The following is a 22516-nucleotide window of genomic DNA, read 5'->3' on the forward strand; positions in this document are numbered from 1 at the left end:
AATATGGCATGATCTACTCATGTCATCGTCCAAACACATTGAAACGGCTGTAAGCGAATTGACACTTGCCTTGGGTTCACTTATCAGGCGTATTCGCGCGGCAGCCCCTTCGGAACTTAGTGAACTGTCATGGACGCAAAAATCCGTGATCATCCGCCTTGACAAAGACGGCCCAACAACCGCAGCAGATCTTGCGCGCGCCGAGGGGGTAACGTCGCAGTCCATGGGAACGGCCATCGCAACGCTGGCAAGAATGGGGCTGGTCGAACGCGAGGCGCACCCTACCGACGGTCGCCGGATGAACATCGTTTTGACCGCCAAAGGCAAGGCTATGCGCACGAATGTGCGAGAGGCCAAACATGCCTGGCTGGCTCACGTCATAGGAAAACTCGACAGGAAAGAGCAAGAAAAGCTCTTCGCGGCGGGCGAAGTCATAAAAAAACTCGTTGATCTATGAGAAATTCGCTTTTCCATGCCGGGCGCGCATTACGGTACCGGAATTTCAGGCTCTTTTTCATGGGGCAAGGCATTTCGCTCGTCGGCACCTGGATGACGCGAATGGCGACCGGCTGGCTGGTTTACCGGCTGACTGGTTCGGCGCTCCTTCTCGGCATTGTCGGCTTTGCAGGCCAGATTGTTCCTTTCCTTCTTCAACCATTGGCAGGAGCATGGGTTGAAAGAATGGATCGCCGGAAACTCCTGATCCGGACGCAGGCCGCGGCAGCCATCCAGTCTTTTGTGCTTGCGGCCCTCACCCTCAGCCACATTATTACGATTTGGGAGATCATCGCGCTCAGCGCCCTGCAGGGGCTGGTCAATGCCTTTGATGCGCCGGGCCGCCACTCATTTTTTATCCAAATGATTGAGGATCGGAACGATCTTGGAAACGCCATTGCCCTGAACTCGACAATGGTCAATGGCGCGCGTCTGCTGGGGCCTGCCCTTGCCGGGGTCACGATCGGGCTTGTCGGGGAGGGCGGATGCTTTCTGATCGACGGCATAAGTTATATAGCGGTCGTCGCATCGCTTCTCATGATGAAGATCAAGCCGGTGGAAACAGCGCATACGGCGGACAATCTGTTCAGGCAAGTGCGTGAGGGGTGGAATTATGTCCGCGGTTTCTCCCCTCTCAGGACGATCCTTCTGCTTTTCTCCATCGTCTCGCTGATGGGGTATCCGTATATGGTTTTGCTGCCTGTCTTTGCAGGTCAGGTTTTCCATGGCGGCCCCTATGCATTGGGCTGGCTTACGGCTGCTTCCGGGCTGGGGGCGCTCATTTCCGCGCTTTCCCTTGCATTCCGAAAATCGGTTGTCGGCTTGACGCGCACGATTCAGATGAGTTCGGCTACCCTCGGAGTTGCGCTCATCCTGTTCGGCTTCTCCCGCCAGTTCGCTCTGTCGCTTTTGCTCATGGGATTTGCGGGTTTCGGCATGATGCAGAGCGCTTCCGCGAGCAATACGGTTATCCAAACCCTTGTGCCCGAGGATAAGCGGGCCCGCGTCATCAGCTACTACGCGATGGCATATTTCGGTTCGGCCCCCATCGGCAGCCTGCTGGCAGGCGCCTTGGCCCAGAAGATCGGCGCTGCCGGCACGATTATCATCACCGGGACATTCTGTTTTGTGGGCTCGCTGTGGTTCTCGCTGCAAATGCCCAAAATCGGAACGGCCATGCGTCCGATCTATCAGGAAATGGGGCTTTTGCCCAAACAACCCTGACAAGGAGCCGTGAAATGAAACTTGAACCGTCCAAAACCGCCGTACTGACGCTTGACCTTCAAAAAGGGATATTGGCGATGGTGGACGGCTATGAAAGCGTTCTTCCCAACGCATCCAGAATCGTGGAACTGGCCCGAAAGAAAAAGTATCAGCTTGTCCATGTGGGGCTGGGATTTTCCGAAGGCCACCCGGCAGTAGCCGATTGGGACACGCCCTTTCTCAGGGCCCAACAAAACAATCTTTTTGTCAAAGGAAGCCCATCCGCCGAATTTCACAGCACGATTGCCCAACCCGGCGACCTGATTATCTATAAACAACGCATCGGCGCGTTCTCCGAGAACCACCTCAACCTGACGCTTCGCGCCCGCGGAATTGAAAATCTGGTCCTTTTCGGCATTTCCACCAGCGGCATCGTCCTTGCGACCGTCACCAGAGCGTTCGACTTGGATTTCAGGCTTACCATCATTCGCGATGCCTGCTGCGATGCGGATGCCGAGGTCCATCGCGTTCTGACGGAAAAGATATTTCCAAAACGCGGAGCGGTTACCACTACGGACGCGTTTATCTCTGAACAGGAATAACCAACCGGGAGGAACTCAACATGAACGTGGCAAACCATATCGCGTATTTTTTCGGCGGCGCCTTCCTCGCCAACGCCATTCCGCATATCGTCAGCGGCATGATGGGGCATGCCTTTCAAAGCCCTTTCGCAAAGCCGTCCGGCGAAGGGCTTTCGTCATCCACCGTTAATGTCATCTGGGGCTTCTTTAATGTGATGGCGGCGTATCTTCTTATTTTCCACGTTGGGACTTTCGACCTCTATGCAACCACGGATGTTATTGCCCTGGGAATGGGCGCCTTCCTGATCGCCCTTTATTCGGCGCGCCATTTTGGAAAATTTCATGGCGGCAATTCCCCCGCTAGCGGATGCATCTGACCCGGATGGTGTTTTGTGGGAGGCTGGGGGCAGAATGCAACTATAGCCTTGCCGGAAAACAATTAATTGTATTATTGCTCCGGAATGTTGGGCTTAATCACTCTGCTCAGGCCCCTTGAAGAGGCAATCGTGTAGGTCGAAAACGGCGTACCAGCATGGGCACGACGAACATCGCGGCGAGGACGATCAGCATGGTCGTGTTGGGGTCGTGAAAGTAGGAGTTAAGACGCAGGGTCGTAAGCGCGATGACGGCGAAATAGAGCATGTCCCCGGCGATGGCGAAGGCCCAGCCGGCGAGGAATCCGTGACCGGCGGCAAGCGCCGAGGCGCGCCCGGTCATGGGATCGACGCCAAAGGCGATCATGACGAGCGTGATGGGGCCTGCGCCGGTACCGCCGAAATGTGCCGCGCTACGGGCCATTGCAGCCTTTAATACGTTGCCGAAACGGGCTAACAAGGGAATCTTGCCGCACACGAGTGCGAGCAACCGGAGGACCGGTTCAAAAACAAGGGCCAGGGCAAGATCCGAAACCAGGTAGAGCAGTGTGGTGATGGGCCAAGCCAGCCCCTTGGCGTTGGCGAGCATGACGCCGGCAGGGATTCCGCCCCCGACGGGTATGACGAAGAGCTTCAGCACCGGCAGCATGACGGCTGCGGACGGAACCAAGTCGAAAATGTGTGCGGACAAAGGGAACATGGCCATGGTAATCCGGACGGCGCGTTGGCGGGGTGGTATGCCGTAGCAGGCTGTTGAAAAATTCCAGGTTGTTCAAAAATAGTCAGATCGCCGCACCCGCAGAAGACCCTGAGGAGGCGTAGCAGCGCTACGCCGCACGAAAGGGTCTTCGAGGACGGTGGCGAGATGGCTGTTTTTCAACAATCTCTTAGAGAACCACCAGGTTATCCCGGTGGATAATCACATCTCCGTAGTGATACCCCAGGATATCGTCGATCTCGCTGCTCTTTTTCCCCACCAGCCGGGCCGTTTCGGCGCTGGAGTAATCCGACAGCCCCCGGGCGAACTCCACGCCGTCCGGCCCGCAGATCCGCACGCACCCTCCCCGGTCGAAACGCCCCTCGACCCGCACCACGCCTGACGGCAGAAGGCTCTTGCCCCGTTTCAGCAGCACCTCCCGCGCCCCCTCGTCCACCACCACCCTGCCGGACGGCTTGAGGGTGTAGGCGATCCAGTGTTTGCGCCGGTTCAGCCCCACGGCGGCGGGAAGGAACAGGGTGCCCACCTCGTCGCCCCGCAGGGCCGCGGCGATGATTCCGTCGCGCTTGCCGTTCACCATGATGGTCGGGACGCCGTTCTTGCCGGCCTTCTTGGCCGCCGCCACCTTGGTGGCCATGCCGCCGGTGCCGACCGTGGAGTCGGCCCCCCCCGCCGCCCGTTCCACCTCACGGGTGACCCCCTTCACCAGGGGTATCAGCCGGGCTTCCGGGTCATGGTGGGGATCGGCGCTGTAAAACCCCTCGATATCGGTCAGGATCAGCAGCAGATGGGCCTCGGCTACGTTGGTGACCAGGGCCGACAGGTTGTCGTTGTCCCCGAACTTGATCTCGTCCACCACCACGGTGTCGTTCTCGTTGATCACCGGGATGATGCCGAAGCCCAGGAGGGCGTCCATGGTGGCGCGGGCGTTGAGGAACCGCTGCCGGTTGACCAGGTCCTCGCTGGTCAGAAGAATCTGGGCCGCCTTCAGGGCGTGGGGCTCCAGGGCCTCTTCGTAGGCCCGCATGAGGAGCGACTGGCCGATGGCCGCCGCCGCCTGCTTATGGGGGATGGTCCGGGGCTTTTCCGTCAGCCCCAATTCGCTCCTGCCGGCGGCAATGGCGCCGGACGACACCACCACCACCTGCAGGTGCCGGGCGTGCAACGCGGCGAGATCGCGGCAGATCCGCCCGATGACCGCCAGATCCAGGGCGCCGTCGGCATCGGTCAGCACCCGGCTGCCGATCTTGATCACCACCCGCTTCACGGATTTCAATATCTCTTTACGCATTCTTAGAGTCCTGTAGGGTTAATCCCAAAACTATTTGCCACAGAGACGCAGAGATAACCATTCGAGAATTTTTCAAAACTCTGTGATTTCCTCTGTGTCTCCGTGTCTCTGTAGCAGATGGTGATTTTTTCTGTGGCCCTGTGGCAAAACTGCCGTGGAGAGTCTACCCCTTATCCCGATCCGCCCATAACCGCCGGGCGATCTCGTCCAGAAGCGCCTCGACCCCCTCGCCCGTGGCGGATGAGATGGGGAACACCGTGATCTTCTGCCCTTCGAACCACGCCCTGATCTCGGCGAGCCGTTCCTGGGTCTGGGGGAGGTCGGTCTTGGTGATCACCACCACCTGCTCCTTGGCCGCCAGCTCGGGGCTGAAGAGGGCCAGTTCGCGGCAGACCGCCTGGTATTCGGCCAGGGGGTCCCGCTCCGGCATCCAGGAGATGTCCACCAGGTGCAGCAGGATGCCGGAGCGCTCCAGGTGCTTGAGGAAACGGTGCCCCAGGCCGGCGCCGGCGTGGGCTCCCTCGATGATGCCCGGGATATCGGCCACCACGAAGGAACGGTAATTCTTGTATGCCACCACCCCCAGGCTGGGGACCATGGTGGTGAAGGGATAATCGGCGATCTTGGGGCGGGCGGCGGAGATCTTGCTGATGAGGGACGACTTGCCCGCATTGGGCAGCCCCAACAGCCCCACGTCGGCCATCAGTTTCAACTCCAGGCGCAGCTTGCGCTCTTCCCCCTCCTCCCCCGGCTGGGAGAATTTGGGCGCCTTGTTGGTGGCGGTGGCAAAACGGGCGTTGCCCTGCCCTCCCCGCCCCCCTTTGAGCAGGATCACCTTTTGGCCGTCCTCGGTCAGGTCGGCCAGCGGTTCGTCGGTCTCGGCGTCCTTGACCACCGTGCCCACCGGCACCTTGATCACCAGGTCCTCCCCGCCGGCGCCGTGGCGGTTCTTGCCCATGCCGTTGTGCCCCTTTTCGGCCTTCTGGTGCGGCCGGTGGCGCAGTTCCAACAGGGTCGAGAGGCCGGAGGTGGCCACGAAGATCACGTCGCCCCCCTTGCCGCCGTCGCCGCCGCTGGGGCCGCCGAACTCGATGAACTTCTCGTGGCGGAAGGCGACGCAACCGGCGCCGCCGTGCCCGGAGGCGGTGAACAGGGTTACTTCATCAATGAATTTCATAGGCTACTTTCCGTCCAGCCAAGCCTGAATGGCTTGGAGGCGCGCTCCCCAGGCATCGGTCAGGCGCTCGTTGAGAAATGCGGCGAACAGGCTGTCGAAGAGTTGGACGCCCTGCTCCAGCAGGAACATGCGCTCGTAGAAGACCGCCTCCCGCTCGCTCATCTGATCCACGGTGGCGTCCTTCTCGATACGGACCTGGGGGCATTTGAGGGAGGCGAAACCGAAGGTCTCACCCTTGAGGGTCAATTTCCAGGGGTTTTCGTCCTTTTCCATGCAGATGGTGGCACTGGTGATCCGCTTGCCCCCCTTGAGGGCCGAGATGGCCTCCAGGTAGCTGTCCTGGGAACCGGAGACCGAGACCTTCTGGATGCTCCCCTCCTCGCTCCCCCCCTGGAACTGGATACGGTCGTCGATCCAGGCGGAAAAACGCTCGCCGGTGCCGAGATGGCCCGGGCGGCTGACGGAGAAATCCCCCTCCCCGTTCACCCCACGCTGGAGGAGCCAGAGGAGGAAATCCCACCCCAGCCACTGGTTGTCGCGAATCTGGGCCGCCACCGCGTCCGATCCGGCCAGGTTGGCGGCCTCCAGCTTGTCCAGCATCGGCCCCTCCACCAGCATCCGGGCCCGGGCAAAGGGGTGGACGATCACCGGGCTGAACCCTTCGAAGGTCTTGCGGAAGATCTCCTCGAAGCGCTCCAGGACCTTGGTCCCCAGGCTGAACAGGGTCAGCACGCCGCTCCTCTGGTCCCAGACCACGTCCACGCTGGAGGGGACCGGCAGGGATTTGGTCAACAGGCGCAACTGCACCAGTTCCTTGATCTCCTCCCGCTTTTTCTTGGGTGCGCGGCGCAGGTTGGGGTGCTGGGCCAGGAAGGCCCCCTCCTCCCGGCCGGCGTGGGATTTGAGCAGGGCGGCCGGCACCTTGCGCTGGTCCCGGCGCAGGGAGAAGACCACGTAGTTGTCGCGCCAGAAATCGGACGGCACCTCGAAGTCGGCGTTATCGGGATGGTCCACCAGGGTCCACCCTTCGGAGGATTCTTCGGCGGAGTTTTCGATGGACTGGAACCCGCGGGCCGACAGTTTTTCGGAAAACCACTGGAACTGGTCGTTCTTCGGCAGGTCGCCGGTTATGGTGTACTGGGTGATGCTGACGGTGTTGGCGTAAACTCCCATGATTCGGGTGCATCCTTTCGTATCTGAAATAGTCGGTTAGTATGACATATTTTCATGGGTTGCGCCACGATTATGGGGCCAATGGGACTAATGGGACGTATAAGTCCTATGGGACCCATAGCTCCCGTATCCTATAAGTCCCATCAGCCCCATAAGCCCCGTCTCCCTACCTCCCCAGGAGCCTGCCGTACTCGGCGGCATCCAGCGCCGTGCGCCAGTGGCCGGTCAGTTTGCCCGCCAGGGTCCCTCCCCAGAAGAACAGCACCACCAAAACAGCAAAGACGATGCCGGGGATGACGAACCTGCCCACGACGCGCATGGAGAGCGCGCCCTCCGCCCGACAGTGACTGACGCAGCGCCAGCAGCCGATACACTCGGGGGAATTGACGCTCTGCTTGTGCATGACGTCGATATAGGTGGGGCAGACCTGGTTGCAGACCCCGCAGGAGACGCAGCGCTCGCTGTCGCGGGTGACCCGTACCGGCGAGAGCAGGGCCGCAAGCCCCAGCAGCGCGCCGTAGGGGCAGAGGTAGCGGCAGAAGGGGTTGCGCAGGATAAGGGAGGCCGCCACCAGGAAGAGGATGATCATCAGGACCGTGGGGGAGATATACAGGAAGAAGTCCAGGAGCCGCACGTCGGCAACCTTGTGGTAGTCGGAGAAGATGAAGTCGCGCAACCCCTCGGCCGACATGGCGATGGCGATGGAGTAGATGAAGAAGGCCATCAGCAGGTATTTCAGGCCGCGCAGGGTCACGTCCAGCCAGCGGGGGAGGCGGAGGTTGCGCTTGAGTCCCTTGAACCCGCCCTTCCAGGCGCATTCCGAGATGGTGGCCACCGGGCAGACCCACGAGCAGAAGGAGCGTCGCAGCAGCAGGGATACGCCGAGTATGGTCAGGAAGATCACCACCGCCGCCGGGTGGACCGGGTTGATGCCCAGCCCCTTGAGCCAGCCGGCCAGGCCCAGCAGCCCGGAGATGGGGAGAAACCCCTCGACGCCGTCGGGACGCACGGGGGCGGAAGCGCCGCCGACACGGAGATACTGGACGAACTGGTAGAACCTGAGCCCCAGCCAGAGCATGAAGGCGAGAAAGCAGAATTGGATCAGGATGCGCAGCGGCTGGACGTAACGAGCGGACATGGGGACTCCCGGGATGAAATGAGAAGGGCGGGCCNGCGCCGCCGACACGGAGATACTGGACGAACTGGTAGAACCTGAGCCCCAGCCAGAGCATGAAGGCGAGAAAGCAGAATTGGATCAGGATGCGCAGCGGCTGGACGTAACGAGCGGACATGGGGACTCCCGGGATGAAATGAGAAGGGCGGGCCTGCGGCCCGCCCTCTCCGGTTTTATTGGTCGATCTTTACGGCAACGTAGTAAAGCGCGCCATCGGGGTGCTTCAGGAGCAGGCGGGCCACGTCGCCCTTTTTCAGCTTGGCGACCACGGCGTTGTATTTCTCCCGGGTATCCGGCCCCTGGCCGTTCACCTCAATGATCATGTCGCCAGGGGCGATCCCCGCCTCCTCGGCGGACGAACCGGGCTTCACCTCGCTGACGATCAGCCCCTTGGTGTCCCTGATACCCAGGCGGGAGGCCAACTCCTTGGTCAGTTCCTGCACCACGATGCCGATGGATGCGCTCTCGGTGGTGCCAGCGGCAGCGGCCTGGGCCTCGCCATCCTTCAACCGGGCGATGGTCACCCCTACCACCTGCTTCTTGCCGTCGCGGAAGATCATCAGCTTGACCTTCTTGTCGATGGGGGTGGCCGCAACGTAGCGGGGCAGTTCATTCCCTTCGGTGATCGGTTTGCCGTCGTACTCCAGGATGATGTCGCCCGCCTTGAGTCCGGCCTTATCGGCCGGGGTGTCCTTCTCCACGTTGGCGATCAGGGCTCCCTTGTCCGAATCCAGGCCGAAGGATTTGGCCAAATCGGCGGTCAGCGGCTGGAAGCGCACCCCCAGATACCCCCTGGTGACCTTGCCCTTGTCCCGGAGTTGGGCCACGATGTCCTTTGCCATGTTGATGGGGATGGCAAACCCGATCCCCTGGCCGCCGGCGATGATGGCGGTATTGATGCCGATCACCCTGCCGTTGGCATCGAAGAGCGGCCCGCCGGAGTTGCCCGGGTTGATGGAGGCGTCGGTCTGGATGTAGTCGTCATACGGTCCGCTGCCGATCACCCGCCCCTTGGCGCTGACGATCCCGGCCGTGACGGTCTGGGCCAGGCCGAAGGGGTTGCCGATGGCCATGACCCACTCCCCGACCTCCAGATTGTCGCTGTCCCCCAGTTCGGCGACCGGCAACTTTTCCTTCTCGCTGATCTTGATCAGCGCCAGGTCGAGTTTTTCGTCGCTCCCCGTAAGCTCGCCCTTGATCTCCCGGCCGTCGGAAAGCTTGACCATCACCTCGTCGGCGCCGCTGACCACGTGGTTGTTGGTCAGGATGTACCCTTCGGCGCTGATGATGAAACCGGTGCCCAGGGCCTGCTCACGGCGCGGCCGCTGTTGCGGCGCCTCGTCGAAATAGCGGCCGAAGAAATCGTCGAAGAAATTGCCGAAGGGTGGTTGCTGAAGCTGGGGGTGTCGGGCGCGTTGCCGCGGTTTGATGTTCTTGGTGGTCCGTATATTGACGACGGTCGGTTTGAGCCGCTTCGCCAGGGCGACGAAGTCGGGACTGATCGGTTTGGCGATGGACATGACCGGGATTGCCAGGGTGGCAATCAGACCGGCGACCAGAAGACGGACCGTGGACACGAATGGTGTGGACATGTTCTGACCTCCGAGATTTTATGGGGTTGACAACCGACAAGGGCGGATCGCATTACCAGCCACGACGCCGCCCTTGACCCTTTTGGGGGAAAATAATCCATCAACCGACAAAAATCAAGTCCCCCGCTACCCCTCCCGCAGGATATACCCCTGGCCGCGGACGGTGTGGATCAGTTTGCCGGAATAATCCTTGTCGATCTTCTTGCGCAGGTAGTTGACATACACGTCGATGATGTTGGTAAAGCTGTCGAAGGCGTAGTCCCACACGTGCTCGGCAATCATGGCCCGGGAGAGGACGGTGTTGGGATTGCGCATCAGGTACTCCAGAAGGCCGTACTCCTTGGACGTCAGGTCGATCTCCTTGACGCCGCGCCACACCTTGTGGCTGACCGGATCGAGCCGCAGGTCGGCGAAACGGATTTCGGCGCCCCGGTCCTGCTCGCCTCTCCGCAGGAGGGCACGGACGCGGGCCAGCAATTCGGCAAAGGCGAACGGCTTGGTAAGATAGTCGTCGGAACCGGCGTCCAGGCCGGACACGATATCCTCCATATTGTCGCGGGCGGTCAACATCAGCACCGGCACGCGGTTTCCCGCTTCCCGCAGCTCCCTGACCACCGCCATGCCGTCCTTTTTGGGCAGCATCATATCCATGATAACCAGGTTGTAGTCGCCGTCCCGGGCCTGCCTGAAGCCATCGAGGCCGTCATAGGCCACCGCGACCTTGTAGTTGTCGTCCTCGAGACCGCGCTTGATGAAGCTGGCGACCTTCTTTTCGTCTTCAACCACGAGAATGTTCATGTGTACCTCCCTCATAATATCGACCCGGTACATCTATGTGAAAAACGCTCGGGAAACCGCTTCAGCTTCAATAGACGGGCGGTTCATCCCGGCGCCGCATGATCTCCGATGCCGATTCCTCCACCGATTTGTTGGTAACATCGATGGTCAGCCATTCCGGGTGCTGCCGGTACAGTTTTTTGCAGAATGCGACCTCGTCCTCCACCTGCTGATAATCGGCGTAGCTCCCGCGGGGGCTCTGCCGCATGTTGAGCAGCCGCGAGGTGCGGATCTCCACCAGGCGCCGGGTATCGATGATCAACCCCACGACCTTGGCCGGGTCGATCTGGAACAGCTCCTCAGGGGGCTCGATCCCCTTTACCAGCGGCACGTTGGCCACCTTGTACCCCTTGTGGGCCAGATACATGGAGAGGGGGGTCTTGGACGACCGGGACACCCCCACCAGGACCAAATCGGCCTTGTACAGGTGCCGGGTCTCCTGGCCGTCGTCGTGCTTGACCGTGAAATCCACCGCCTCGATCCGTTTGTGGTAGTCGGTGTCGATGCGGTGCAGCAGTCCGGGAATCTCCCGCGACGGGGCTCCCAGATAGCGGGACAGGTTGTAGATCAGACTGCTCAGCAGGTCCACCGCGATGAGGCCCTGCTCCTCGGCGACCCGTTCGACCGCCTCGGAGAGGTGCGGGTCCACGAGGGTATAGACCAGCATTCCCGGTTCGCGCACCACCACGGCAAGGGCCTGTTGCAGGTCGTTCTGGGAACGGATCTGGAACACACGGTTGACCTTGACGTCCTCTTCGTAGAATTGAGAAAGAGCCGCCTTGATCACCCGTTCCGCGGTCTCGCCGGTTGAGTCGGAAAAGACGTAGATCGTTTTCATTTATCTCGCCGTAACCTTGCCAGTCTCATTAGTTTAAAGACGATTTTTCTAATTAAATATCGCCAGCACAGTAATATGTCAAGAGTTTTCGTTTACGGGAAAAATCTTATTAACGCTTTACATATCGGGGTGATTGATTATATTTTGTTTAATTGCGGTGCATGGCTGCCGGATGGCCCGCACCCTGTTTTTTCCGGGCGGGTTCGGGGCGGCCGTAGGAAAGAGGGGATTGGGGTTTTTGCATGGGAATGGCCGAGGATTTCGCAACACTCGAACAGGCGCTGGCCGATCTGGTCCTGCGCTATGAACAGTATTTCTCCGGCCTGGAGAAACGGGAGCCGCTCCCCCTGCGTGGCGAGGTGGAGAGGACGGTGCGGCGCTATATCGGCACGCCCATCAACAACACCATGCTCAAACATAAATTCGCCACCCTGGTCGCCCGCTTCAACACCTATCGGGAACATTGGAACCGTATCCTCCGGCTCATGGAAGAGGGGAAGTATTCCCGCGACCGCTTCATCAGCGACCTGCATCAGAGGCAGCGCAGCGGCGCTTCACCGGCAAAGGCGGAGCCCGACCGGCCAACGCCTGACGGGCCGGACAATCAGGTGGAGCGGGTCTACCGGGAATACTGCGAAGCCCGCAAAAGCTGCAACCTGCCGATAGACGGCATCAGCCGCGACCAGATCCGGGCGGCCATCGAGAAACAAAAACCGGCCCTCAAGGGGAAGCTGGGGACCGACGACCTGGCATTCCGGGTGGTGGTGGAAAACGGCAAACCCAAGATCAAGGCCGGCCTGAAAAAATGACCCGACAGACCGACGCGCCGGAATCAGGACACCTGCACGACGGCACGGCGTAACCTCTCCGGTGAAAGAGCTTCCAAACGAGCCGACGAAAGCATGACCAAAGCAAGGCGCCGCGCATGATGGTACCCCCATGACCTCTCCGACAACAATCTCCCTGCCGCCCCAATTAGTGGATTGCCTGGCTGCCCTGCGCAGGGGCGACCGGCGTATCGTTCTGCCCGGCCTGAAGGGCTCCGCCGCCGCCTATGTGGTTGCCGCCCTGCTCGGTTCGTCCCCTAAGGGGCTCCTGGTCATCACCGCCGACCAGGAGGCCGCCGACGAGTTCTGCCGGGAACTGGCCTTTTTCGGCAGCGACGTCCCCCCCCTCTCCTTCCCGGCCTGGGACAGCGCCCCCTTTGCGGCGGCCTCCCCCCACCCCGACATCTCGGGCGCACGGCTCGACGCCCTCTCCCGCATGCACGGCAATCAGGCCCGGGCGGTGGTGCTGCCGGTGGCGGCGGCCCTGCAAAAGGTCCTGCCCCGGACCGTCTTCAACCAGGTTGCCTGCTACCTGGTGGCCGGCGAGGAGTTCGACCGGGACGTGCTTTTGGGCAAACTGGTCAGGCTCGGCTACTCCAGCGCCCCCCTGGTGGACGACCGCGGCACCTTTGCCGTCCGGGGCGGCATCCTGGACATCTTCCCCCCCAACTTCAGCACGCCGGTCAGGATCGAGTTCTTCGGCGACACGGTGGAGACCATGCGCGCCTTCGATCCCCTGACCCAGCGCTCGCTCCAGCCGGTTGAGGAACTGGTGCTGCTCCCGTCCCGGGAACTGCTCCTCACCGACGAGGTCCTGGACGATATCTCTCCCCGGCTGAAGCAGTGCTGCGACGACCTGGACATCCCGGCCGACCGGCGGCGCCTGATCCTGGAGGATCTGCGCAACGCCGTCTACTTCCAGGGCATCGAGTACCTCCAGCCGCTCCTGCACCCCGGCCTGGAGACCGTCTTCGACTATGCGCCGGCCGCGCCGGTGGTCCTGCTCGACCCCGAGGCGGTCCGCGAGGCCGCCGCCCGCTTCGCCGACGAGATCGCCGCGGGCGGGGACAAGGCCCGCGCCGGCCGCCTGCCCCATTCGCCGCCGGAAGCGCTGTACCTGGACGCCGGGCAGCTTGAGGGCATCCTGGCCGGCAAAAGCCGCCTGGAACTTTCCGGACTGGCGCTGGACGGCGGGGGGGAGGCCACGACCATCGCCATCCCCTGCGAGGACAACGCCGGTCTGCGGGTCTCCGTCTCCAAGGAGACCACCCACGCCCTGGCCCCCCTCTCCCAGACCCTGCGGGGGTGGCTCGACCAGGACTTCCGCGTCCTGGTCGCCTGCCACCAGCGCCCCCAGGCGGAACGGCTCAAGGAGTTGCTGGCCCCCTACGCCATCCCCTGCGTTATCAGCGAGGCGACCTTCTCCGAAACCATCTCCGGCGCCCCCGCAGGCGTGACCATGGTCCTGGGGGAGGTCTCCCGCGGCTTCCGTCTCCCCTCCTCCCGCCTGGCCCTGGTGGCCGAGGAGGAGCTGTTCGGCAAGCGGGTCAAGCGGCGGGGCATCTCCGAGGTGCGCAAGAAACAGATTCTGGCCTCCCTGGCCGAACTCAAGCCGGGCGACTACATGGTGCACGTGGACCACGGCATCGGCCTGTACCGGGGACTTCAGCACGTCAATATCGCCGGTATCGGCGGCGACTTCCTGCTCCTGGAGTACGCCGGCGGCGACAAGCTCTACCTCCCCATGGACCGCCTGGGGCTGGTGCAGCGCTATGTGGGCCCCGAGGGGAGCCAACCAGCCCTGGACAAGCTGGGGGGGAGTTCGTGGGAAAAGACCAAGGGCAAGGCCAAGAAGGACATCGAGGAGTTGGCCGGCGAACTGCTGGAGATCTATGCCAAACGCCAGATCTGCGAGGGGTTCTCCTTTTCGCCCCCGGACGAGATGTACCGGGAGTTCGAGGCCGCCTTTGCCTGGGATGAGACCCCCGACCAGCTCTCCGCCATCCAGGATGTGTTGGCCGACATGCAGCGTTCCCGCCCCATGGACCGGCTGGTGTGCGGCGACGTGGGGTACGGCAAGACGGAGGTGGCCCTGCGGGGCGCCTTCAAGGCGGCCCTGGACGGCAAACAGGTGGGCATCCTGGTGCCGACCACCATCCTGGCCCAACAGCACTACGAGACCTTCCACGAACGGCTCAAGGAGTACCCGGTCACGGTCGAGGTCATCTCCCGCTTCCGCACCCCCAAGGAGCAGAAGGAGCTACTGGAGCGCCTCAAGAAGGGGGACATCGACATCATCATCGGCACCCACCGCCTGTTGCAGAAGGATGTGGCCTTCAAGGACCTGGGGCTTCTGATCATCGACGAGGAACAGCGTTTCGGCGTCAAGGACAAGGAGCGGCTCAAGGCCTTCCGGGCCGTGGTGGACGTCATGACCCTGACCGCCACCCCGATCCCCCGCACCCTGTACATGTCGATGATGGGCATCCGCGACCTGTCCATCATCGACACCCCGCCGGTGGACCGCCTGGCCGTCAAGACCTTCGTGGCCCGCTTCTCCGAGGAGTTGGTCCGGGAGGCGGTCATGCGCGAACTGCGCCGGGGAGGCCAGGTCTTTTTCGTCCACAACCGGGTCCAGACCATCGCCAAGCGTCTGGAACAGCTCAGCGCCATCGTGCCCGAGGCCAGGATCGCCGTGGGGCACGGCCAGATGAACGAGCACGATCTGGAGAAGGTCATGCTCGGTTTCATGCACGGGGAAACCAACGTGCTCCTCTGCACCACCATCATCGAATCGGGCCTGGACATCCCCAACGCCAACACCCTGATCATCGACCACGCCGACAAGTTCGGCCTGTCCCAGCTCTACCAGTTGCGCGGCCGGGTGGGGCGCTCGACCCAGCGCGGCTACGCCTATCTGCTCGTGCCGGGCGAAGGCTCCATCAGCGGCGACGCCCGGGAACGCCTGCGCATCCTCCAGGACATCTCCGAACTGGGGGCCGGCTTCCGCATCGCCACTCACGACATGGAGATCCGCGGGGCGGGCGACATGCTGGGGAGCCGCCAGTCCGGCACCGTGGTGGAGATCGGCTTCGAACTGTACAACCAGATGCTGGAGGAGACCATCTGCCGCCTGCGGGGCGAGGAGATGACCGAACGGGTCGAGCCGGAGATCAACCTCAAGGTGCCGGCCTTCATCCCCGAGGCGTACATCAAGGAGACCGGCCAACGCCTGGTGATCTACAAGAAGCTGACCCAGGCCGAGAACGAGGAGGACGTGCTGGACGTGCAGAACGAGGTCAGCGACCGCTTCGGCGCCTACCCCCTGGCCACCGCCTACCTGTTCGAGATCATGAAGCTGCGGGTCCTTTTGAAACGCCTGCTGGTGCGGCAAATCGACTACGACGGCAAGAACATCGTCGTCTCCTTCCACCCCCGCACTCCGGCCCCGCCGGACACCATCATCGCCATGATGAAGAACGAGCCGAAGAAGTACCAGTTCACCCCCGACTATCGTCTGGTGGCGGCCATCAAGGGCAGCGCCTTCGAGGACATTCTGGACGCGGCCCGCAAGCTGCTGCTGCGCCTGCTGCCGCCCGCCTCCGCTCCTTAACGAAAAATAATGACGCCCCGTGTTGAATTATTAGGTCAAACAGGATATATATTGTCCTCTATCGTTTCGATTCACACATCCTTCACCCTTGCAGGACCCCGGCAATGAAAAACAAACCATCCAGCCCCATAACACTGAAACGCTTTATCGTTATCGCCAGCCTGGCCGTGTCAAGCATCACCTTCCTGATCGTCCTGGCCGTCAGCTCCTACATCTACAAAAAACACCTCGAAAACTCCCTGACCCGCCTTTCCGGTTCCATCTCCCAGCAGATCTTCAACTCCATACACCAGGGCATGGAACGGGGCTGGACCCGCATCGACATCGACCGGTTCCTCACCCAGTTCCGCCGGGCCTTTCCCGAAACCTTCACGGCCGCGGTCTTCCGCAGCGAGGCGATCAACCGCCAGTACGGCACCCCTTCGACCGAGATCACGGACAGCGACGCCCAGCGGGTATTTGCCAAGGGCACGCCCCACTCCCGGCGGGACGGGGACCTGATCAGCCAGTACTATCCCTTCAAGGCGGAAGAGCAATGCCGGACCTGCCACCTGACGGCCCGTACCGGAGAGGTCCTGGGGGTGGTGAGGGTCACCGAGGATTTCCGCGCCATGCGACAGAAGGCGATGCACGACATCTTCGTCATCTTCGCCCTGTTCTCGCCCTTCCCCCTGGTGATGTCCTTCCTGGTCGCCGGCTACATCAACCGCCGCATCGGTGCGGCAGTCGACATACTCAGCCACAAGGTGCAGACGGTCAACCGGGTCACCGACCTCACCACCCTGGAACTGGGGAACCAGCACACCGGCTTTGCGGAGTTGGACAACATCTTCGGCGAGTTCGGCAAGATTGTGGAGCGGATCAGGAAGGTTGCCGTGGGCAAGGAGATGCTGGAGTTCGAGATCCAGGTGCTGGAACGGTTCATCATCACCTCCGAGTCCATAAAGGACTGGAAGGAGCGGGTCGCGTACCTCTTGACCGAGGTCGGCAAGGTCATGCAGGTCTACACCATGTTTTGCATCTTCCAGGTGGATGACGAGGTTTTCGATATCGAGATCTTCTGGAAGCACCCCCCCACCGCCGAGACCAAGAGCATCATGGAGGAGATCATCCGGGGGAGGATCAAGGAGGAGCGCGTCAAGATCGACATGCCTGCCTCCATCAAGGTGGTCCACAACATCGTCGGCAGCCAGGACGCGCCGCTCCACCTGGACCGGGCCGCGATCGAGCTGCAAACCAAATCCCTGCTCCTCAAGGCCCCCCAGATCGGCGGCGTGGTGGGCATCGGTTTCCAATCCAAAATGGCCACCGACCCGATCCGCTCCCTGGTCATCGACAGCATCCTCACCACCATGCTCAACGTGGTCGGCTCCATCAAGGCCATCTACAAGTACACCAAGGACCTTGAGTACTATGCCACCCGCGACCCCTTGACCAACCTCTACAACCAGCGCGTATTCTGGGAGCTGCTCGGATACGAGGTGGGGCGCGCCGAGCGGCACGACTACAGTTTCGGCCTGCTGTTGATCGACCTGGACAATTTCAAGTGCGTCAACGACACCCACGGCCACCTCTTCGGCGACAAATTCCTGACCAAGGTCGGGGCCACCATCCACGAATGCCTGCGCAAGGGGGACATCCTGGCACGCTACGGCGGCGACGAATTCACCGTCGCCATTGTGGAGGCGGACAAGGAGCAGGTCTACATGGTGGCGAACCGGATCAGGGAGGCCTTGGAAGAGATGGCGGTGGTCTCCTCGGAGGGTATCACGGTCCGCGGCACCGCCTCCATCGGCATGGCGATCTTTCCGATCCACGCCAAAAACGAAAAAGATCTGTTCATCTTCGCCGACAACATGACCTACAAGGCCAAGAACTCGGGCAAGAACCGGCTGGTCGTCCCGACGGAAGACGACGTGATCGAGGTTTTCAAGAAGAGCGGCGAACTCTCCCGCACACTCATCAAGGCGGTGGACGAGAAACTGATCACCCCCTATTTCCAGCCCATCGTCGCCACATCCGACGGCGCCGTCACCTGCCACGAGGTGCTCTGCCGGATCGAGATCGGGAACGAGGTCCTTCCCGCGGTCGAATTCATCGAGATGGCCGAGGCCCTCGGCATCATCAGCAAACTGGACTACATCCTCATGGAAAAGGTCTTTCAGAAGGTCCGGGCGGAACGGCACGAGGGGATACTTTTCATCAACCTCTCCCCCAAATCGCTCATCCTCAATGAATTCATCCCGACCATCATCAGGCTGACCCACACCTATGGCATCGCCCACGAGAAGATCGTCTTCGAACTGACGGAGCGGGAAACCGTCAAGAACATGACCCTGCTGGAACGGTTCGTGGAGGAGTTGAAGCTCGAAGGTTTCAAATTCGCCATCGACGATTTCGGGTCGGGCTTTTCCTCGTTCCAGTACATCCGACGGCTACCGGTGGATTTCGTCAAGATTGAAGGGGTATTTGTGCGCAACATGCTCAACGACCCCAAGGATATGGCCTTCGTCAAGACCCTTGCCGTGCTGGCCAAGGAGTTCGGCATCCAATCGGTCGCGGAATATATCGAAAACGAGGAACTGTTCGAGGCGGTACGGAAAATGGGGATCGACTACGCCCAGGGGTACCATACCGGCATGCCGACGCCCGGCTTTGCGGAGCCGCCCCGGATAGTGTGAAAAGCCGTCCGGAAACGGCACGAAAAGAGTTGCCACCTTGTTCGGTGTGTGGTATTTTTTCGAGGTTTTTAACAACTTCATCGCCCCAATAATAAAGGAGATTCCGTGAAAGCTATCGCCAGCACCAAAACCATCGCCGCCGCCCTCTGCATAGCAGCCCTTTTCGGTTGCCAGAAGGGGTCAACAGGGTCAACAACGGAAACAAAGAAGGAAGGCCAGGTCGTGGCCGAGGTCAACGGCAGCACCATCACCACCGGTGACTTCACCCGCGAATTGAAGAATCTCCCCGAGTACCTCAAGAGCATGGCCGATACCCCCCAGGGACGCAAGGAGATGATGGACACCATGGTGATCCGCGAGCTGATCCTGCAGCAGGCGGCCAAGGACGGCCTGGACAAGAGCCCGGAGATCGCCGAAAAGCTGGCCGACCTCAAGAAGCGCCTGATTGTCGAGTCGTTCCTGAAGAAAAAGGTCGAGACCGACGCCAAGGTTTCCGACGAGGACCTGAAAAAATTCTACGAGCAGAACAAGGATAAGTTCAAAACCGGCGATCAGATGAGAGCCAGCCACATCCTGGTCAAAACCGAAAAGCAAGCCAAGGATATCCTGGCCCAGATCAAGGCCGGCGGTAAATTCGAAGACCTAGCCAAGAAGAACTCCGTTGACGCATCCGCGGCACAGGGCGGCGATCTGGGGTGGTTCAACAAAGGCTCCATGGTGCCGGTTTTCGAAAAGGCCGCTCTTGCGCTGAAGGAAGGCCAGGTTTCCGATGTGGTTAAATCCGACTTCGGCTATCACATCATCAAGCTGACCGGCAAACGCTCCGCCGGCGTCCGCCCCTTCGAAGAGGTCAAGGAGCAGATCAAGGCCGCCGTCATGCCGAGCAAACAGCAGGAGGTCTTCCAGAAGATCAAGGACGAGCTGAAGAAAACCGCCAAGATCAACATCAAGGAAGACGTGCTGAACAGCATCGGCGGCGCCAAAGGCGACAGCAAGCCTGCGACAGCCCCGGCTGCCCCGGCTGCCCCGGCAACTCCGGCCGCACCCGGCAAATAACAACCCGTGACCGGTCCGGACCATATCCGCATATAACGCCAACAACAGAAAGGGTGGGCTCTGCCCGCCCTTTCTCGTTTTCCCCGACGAGAGACCCATGCCTATGAAACGAAACACCTGCGCCCTGTTGCTCATCTGCCTGTTCCTGGCGCCCGCCGGAGCCCAGGCCAAGGTGATCAACGCCATTGCCGCCATCGTCAACGACGAGATCATCACCCTGCACGAGATTAACCGGGAAGCCCAGCCGGCCCTTCGTGATGCTGATCAGAAGTCGCCCCTGGACGACGCCGGCCGCAGCAAGATCCGTCATGCCGTCCTGAACCAGTTGGTCGAGAAAAAGCTGATCGAACAGAAGGCCCGGGAGTTGAACATCAAGATCGGCGACGAGGAGATTCGTCAAGCCATCGACGATGTGAAGCGGCAGAACAAGATCCCCTCCCAGGAGGCGCTGGTGTCCGCCCTGGCCACCCAGGGGCTCACCTTCGACCAGTACCGGGACCAGTTACGGGACCAGCTTGAACGCCTCAGGCTGGTCAGCATGGAGGTCCGCGCTAAGATCCAGGTGGGCGAGTCGGAGATGCGGGAGTACTACGAGGCCAACCAGGCGAAATACACGGAGGATGAGAGTTTCCACGCCCGGCACATCTTCTTCCGCACCAGCGAAAAGGCTCCGGCCGAGGAGATCAAGCGCGCCATGACCACCGCCCTGATGGTGCTGGCCGAGGCCAAAAGCGGCAAGGACTTTGTCGAGCTGGCCAAGAGCTACTCGGAAGACCCGGCAGCCCGCAAGGACGGCGGCGACCTTGGGGTGTTCAAGAAGGGGGACATGCTGCCGGAACTGGAGCAGACCATCCTGGCCCTGAAGCCGGGCGAGGTGAGCGAACTGGTTTCCACTCCGGCCGGATTTCACATCATCAAGCTGGAGGAGCGGATCAAGGGCAAGGTAAAGCCGTTCGAGAGCGTCAAAGCCGAGATCGAGGACACCATCTACCGGAAAAAATCCGAGGAGCGCTTCAGCCAGTGGGCAAAGGAGCTGCGCAGCAGGGCCAGCGTGGAGATCAAGGATTTGAAGGGGCTTTTGTAGGCGCTACCGCTGGGTGATATAAAAACAACAACAGCCGTTCCTCCTGACAAGGGGAACGGCTGTTTGCGTTTCGCGCTCGTACATTATTTTGAGATTGGATAACATTGCAATCTAAAGTATATTTCTGTAGTATTCGTACAAGTAAAAGATCACCTGTATTGAGGAGCATTTGAAAAAATTCTTATGAAAGAATTATGTCGATTACTTCAAGACCGTTGGGATCTCATCTGCGCATTAGGTATCTGCCTATTGGCATTTGCCATAAGATATCATTTTATCATCACCTATCAGCATCCCATGATGATTCATGAACAGGATGCCATAGGATACATGGAAATAGCAAAAAGAATAGTGCAGCTACAACCACTATATGTAAGTGGGAGGCCTCCTGGCTATCCAATAATTATTTCTTTTTTTTCACTTTTACCGATAGAATTAGAGTATGCGGCTCGCCTTGCTTCAATCTTTATGGATGCTTGTATCGTTTTCCCTCTGTATTTTCTTGCCAGATCATATTTTCCCCGTCTCCTTGCTTTGGCAGTATGCCTGTTGTGGACCTTCTTTTCTTTTAGCCTGTATTTCTCAACATCACCCCTGAGTCAATCCAGTTATCTCTTATATTTACTTTCAGCAATTGTATTTTTAAAAAATGGCTTGGATAAAAAAAACATACAATGGCTTTTTGGAGCAGGAATATTATTTTCTCTTTCCTTTTTAGCCAGACCAGAAGGTATTGCTGGCTTTGCCTGTGGATTTACAATGTGCCTTATTCCGCTATTAAATAGAGAAAATATCAAAAATATAAAAATATTTTTTCTACCTATTTCTATCTTGTTTGGATTTATGCTTCTCACAGGTCCTTATTTAATCGCATTTCATAACGAGACGGGGTACTGGGGTATTACCGCAAAATCTGAAGCAGCACTGAAGGGGCAGGATGGTGTTGTAAAGTTAGACTCAAAAGGGGAATTGGAAAAAAATAAGCCAGGGGTATCAGTCTGGAAGGAGTATTATGGTACGCTTCCAAACTTCATAAACGCGATCAAAGATAATATAAAAGCTTATTACAATGTATATTACCGAACTTTTCCGCCTTGGATGCATATAATATCATTAATTGGAATTATAGCACTCCTTTGGGGGAGGAGAGCCACAAACGTTCCTTATATCTTAATCTTATTGGCAGTTACAGCTCCGAATTACATAGTAAATGTATCGAAAAGCCACTCCTATCTTTATTCTGTGTTTCCAGTATTTTTCGTTTGTTTTATTGCAGGTATGGAAGTTTTTGCTAAATTAACTAAGTATATTATTGATAAACTCAAATTATTAACAAAACCTACGTTCAATAAAGCAGTAATAGAGTTTATCATTATAATAATTATTTCATACATTTCTTTTGAGTCCTACAAACTGGCCGACAATAGTTATCAAGGACTAATTTATGAGGCCCATAAAACTGAAAAAATATTTAAGGAACCGGGTGAATTTATAAAATTGAATTCATCAAAAAATGAAATCATCATGACCCGATGGGGGTTAGTTGGTTATTTTGCGGACCGGCCGGTGGTAACACTTCCGAAAGGGGGCGTTAAGGAAGTCATTGACTATGGCAGAAAACATGGGGTTCATTTTCTATTAATTGATACTGAGTCAGTTCTTTCCAGGAGACAGGAACTTATGGAACTACTTGATCCACTAGGTAATAAATCAATAAATCCTGAATACGGAATAGAAGTCGTGACTCGAAATTTGTATCCTGACATTGGTGGATATGTTGTTTATCGTTATAGAATTTGAGG

Annotated in this window: 18 protein-coding genes; 10 read left to right on the plus strand and 8 right to left on the minus strand. The window is 59.2% G+C overall.

Going from position 1 to position 22516, the window contains the following annotated elements; all coding sequences use genetic code 11:
* The first annotated feature begins 19 nt into the window (after positions 1-19).
* Genes F6V25_RS13675 through F6V25_RS13690 form a run of 4 tightly spaced genes read left to right on the plus strand, consistent with a single transcriptional unit; the run spans position 20 to position 2656 of the window.
* The gene (locus F6V25_RS13675) at positions 20-457 is read left to right on the plus strand and encodes a MarR family winged helix-turn-helix transcriptional regulator (protein WP_151129100.1); all 438 of its coding nucleotides are present in this window, start codon (positions 20-22) and stop codon (positions 455-457) included.
* The gene (locus tag F6V25_RS13680) at positions 454-1719 is read left to right on the plus strand and encodes an MFS transporter (RefSeq protein ID WP_151129101.1); all 1266 of its coding nucleotides are present in this window, start codon (positions 454-456) and stop codon (positions 1717-1719) included. Before F6V25_RS13675 ends, F6V25_RS13680 begins: the two co-directional genes overlap by 4 nt.
* A 14-nt stretch (positions 1720-1733) precedes the next feature.
* Complete coding sequence (locus tag F6V25_RS13685; protein WP_151129102.1) at positions 1734-2300, plus strand: cysteine hydrolase family protein; 567 nt, start codon at positions 1734-1736, stop codon at positions 2298-2300.
* A gap of 20 nt (positions 2301-2320) precedes the next feature.
* Positions 2321-2656 (plus strand): hypothetical protein, encoded by a 336-nt coding sequence (locus F6V25_RS13690; protein ID WP_151129103.1) that lies wholly within the window; start codon positions 2321-2323, stop codon positions 2654-2656.
* Positions 2657-2762: 106 nt separating this feature from the next.
* Here the strand turns inward: F6V25_RS13690 and F6V25_RS13695 are convergent, their stop codons facing one another.
* The 8 genes from F6V25_RS13695 to F6V25_RS13730 all read right to left on the minus strand — a co-directional run bounded on the left by F6V25_RS13695 (position 2763) and on the right by F6V25_RS13730 (position 11453).
* Positions 2763-3344 carry a hypothetical protein gene (locus F6V25_RS13695; RefSeq protein ID WP_338045600.1) on the minus strand — a complete coding sequence of 194 codons (582 nt, stop codon included), beginning with the start codon at positions 3342-3344 and terminating at the stop codon, positions 2763-2765.
* A gap of 196 nt (positions 3345-3540) precedes the next feature.
* Positions 3541-4662, minus strand: coding sequence for a glutamate 5-kinase (gene proB / locus F6V25_RS13700; RefSeq protein ID WP_151129104.1), 1122 nt, complete (start codon positions 4660-4662; stop codon positions 3541-3543).
* Positions 4663-4825: 163 nt separating this feature from the next.
* Positions 4826-5839: a GTPase ObgE gene (obgE, locus tag F6V25_RS13705; protein WP_151129105.1), complete on the minus strand. Its 1014-nt coding sequence runs from the start codon at positions 5837-5839 to the stop codon at positions 4826-4828.
* 3 nt (positions 5840-5842) lie between these two features.
* Positions 5843-7012, minus strand: coding sequence for a recombination-associated protein RdgC (gene rdgC / locus F6V25_RS13710; protein ID WP_151129106.1), 1170 nt, complete (start codon positions 7010-7012; stop codon positions 5843-5845).
* A gap of 166 nt (positions 7013-7178) precedes the next feature.
* Complete coding sequence (locus F6V25_RS13715; RefSeq protein ID WP_151129107.1) at positions 7179-8150, minus strand: 4Fe-4S binding protein; 972 nt, start codon at positions 8148-8150, stop codon at positions 7179-7181.
* 209 nt (positions 8151-8359) lie between these two features.
* Positions 8360-9778 (minus strand): DegQ family serine endoprotease, encoded by a 1419-nt coding sequence (locus F6V25_RS13720; RefSeq protein ID WP_151129108.1) that lies wholly within the window; start codon positions 9776-9778, stop codon positions 8360-8362.
* Between the two features lie 126 nt (positions 9779-9904).
* Positions 9905-10576, minus strand: a complete 672-nt coding sequence (locus tag F6V25_RS13725) for a response regulator (protein ID WP_151129109.1) — start codon at positions 10574-10576, stop codon at positions 9905-9907.
* A 67-nt stretch (positions 10577-10643) separates the two neighbouring features.
* Entirely contained in the window at positions 10644-11453 is an 810-nt protein-coding gene (locus F6V25_RS13730; protein WP_151129110.1) for a pyruvate, water dikinase regulatory protein, read from the minus strand.
* A gap of 242 nt (positions 11454-11695) precedes the next feature.
* Here F6V25_RS13730 and F6V25_RS13735 point away from each other — a divergent pair, with 242 nt between their 5' ends.
* From F6V25_RS13735 to F6V25_RS13760, 6 genes are all read left to right on the plus strand, one after another.
* Positions 11696-12262 carry an MXAN_5187 C-terminal domain-containing protein gene (locus F6V25_RS13735; protein ID WP_151129111.1) on the plus strand — a complete coding sequence of 189 codons (567 nt, stop codon included), beginning with the start codon at positions 11696-11698 and terminating at the stop codon, positions 12260-12262.
* Positions 12263-12392: 130 nt separating this feature from the next.
* A complete protein-coding gene (gene mfd, locus F6V25_RS13740; protein ID WP_151129112.1) occupies positions 12393-15893 on the plus strand; it encodes a transcription-repair coupling factor in 3501 nt (1166 codons plus the stop codon).
* A gap of 104 nt (positions 15894-15997) precedes the next feature.
* Entirely contained in the window at positions 15998-18574 is a 2577-nt protein-coding gene (locus tag F6V25_RS13745; protein WP_151129113.1) for a putative bifunctional diguanylate cyclase/phosphodiesterase, read from the plus strand.
* Between the two features lie 105 nt (positions 18575-18679).
* Positions 18680-19630, plus strand: coding sequence for a peptidylprolyl isomerase (locus F6V25_RS13750; protein WP_151129114.1), 951 nt, complete (start codon positions 18680-18682; stop codon positions 19628-19630).
* Positions 19631-19727: 97 nt separating this feature from the next.
* On the plus strand, positions 19728-20714 hold the full coding sequence (locus F6V25_RS13755) for a peptidylprolyl isomerase (RefSeq protein WP_246167045.1): 987 nt from the start codon (positions 19728-19730) through the stop codon (positions 20712-20714).
* Between the two features lie 183 nt (positions 20715-20897).
* Positions 20898-22514 (plus strand): ArnT family glycosyltransferase, encoded by a 1617-nt coding sequence (locus F6V25_RS13760; protein WP_151129115.1) that lies wholly within the window; start codon positions 20898-20900, stop codon positions 22512-22514.
* Positions 22515-22516: the final 2 nt, after the last annotated feature.

Source organism: Oryzomonas japonica, assembly GCF_008802365.1.
Taxonomy (GTDB): domain Bacteria; phylum Desulfobacterota; class Desulfuromonadia; order Geobacterales; family Pseudopelobacteraceae; genus Oryzomonas; species Oryzomonas japonica.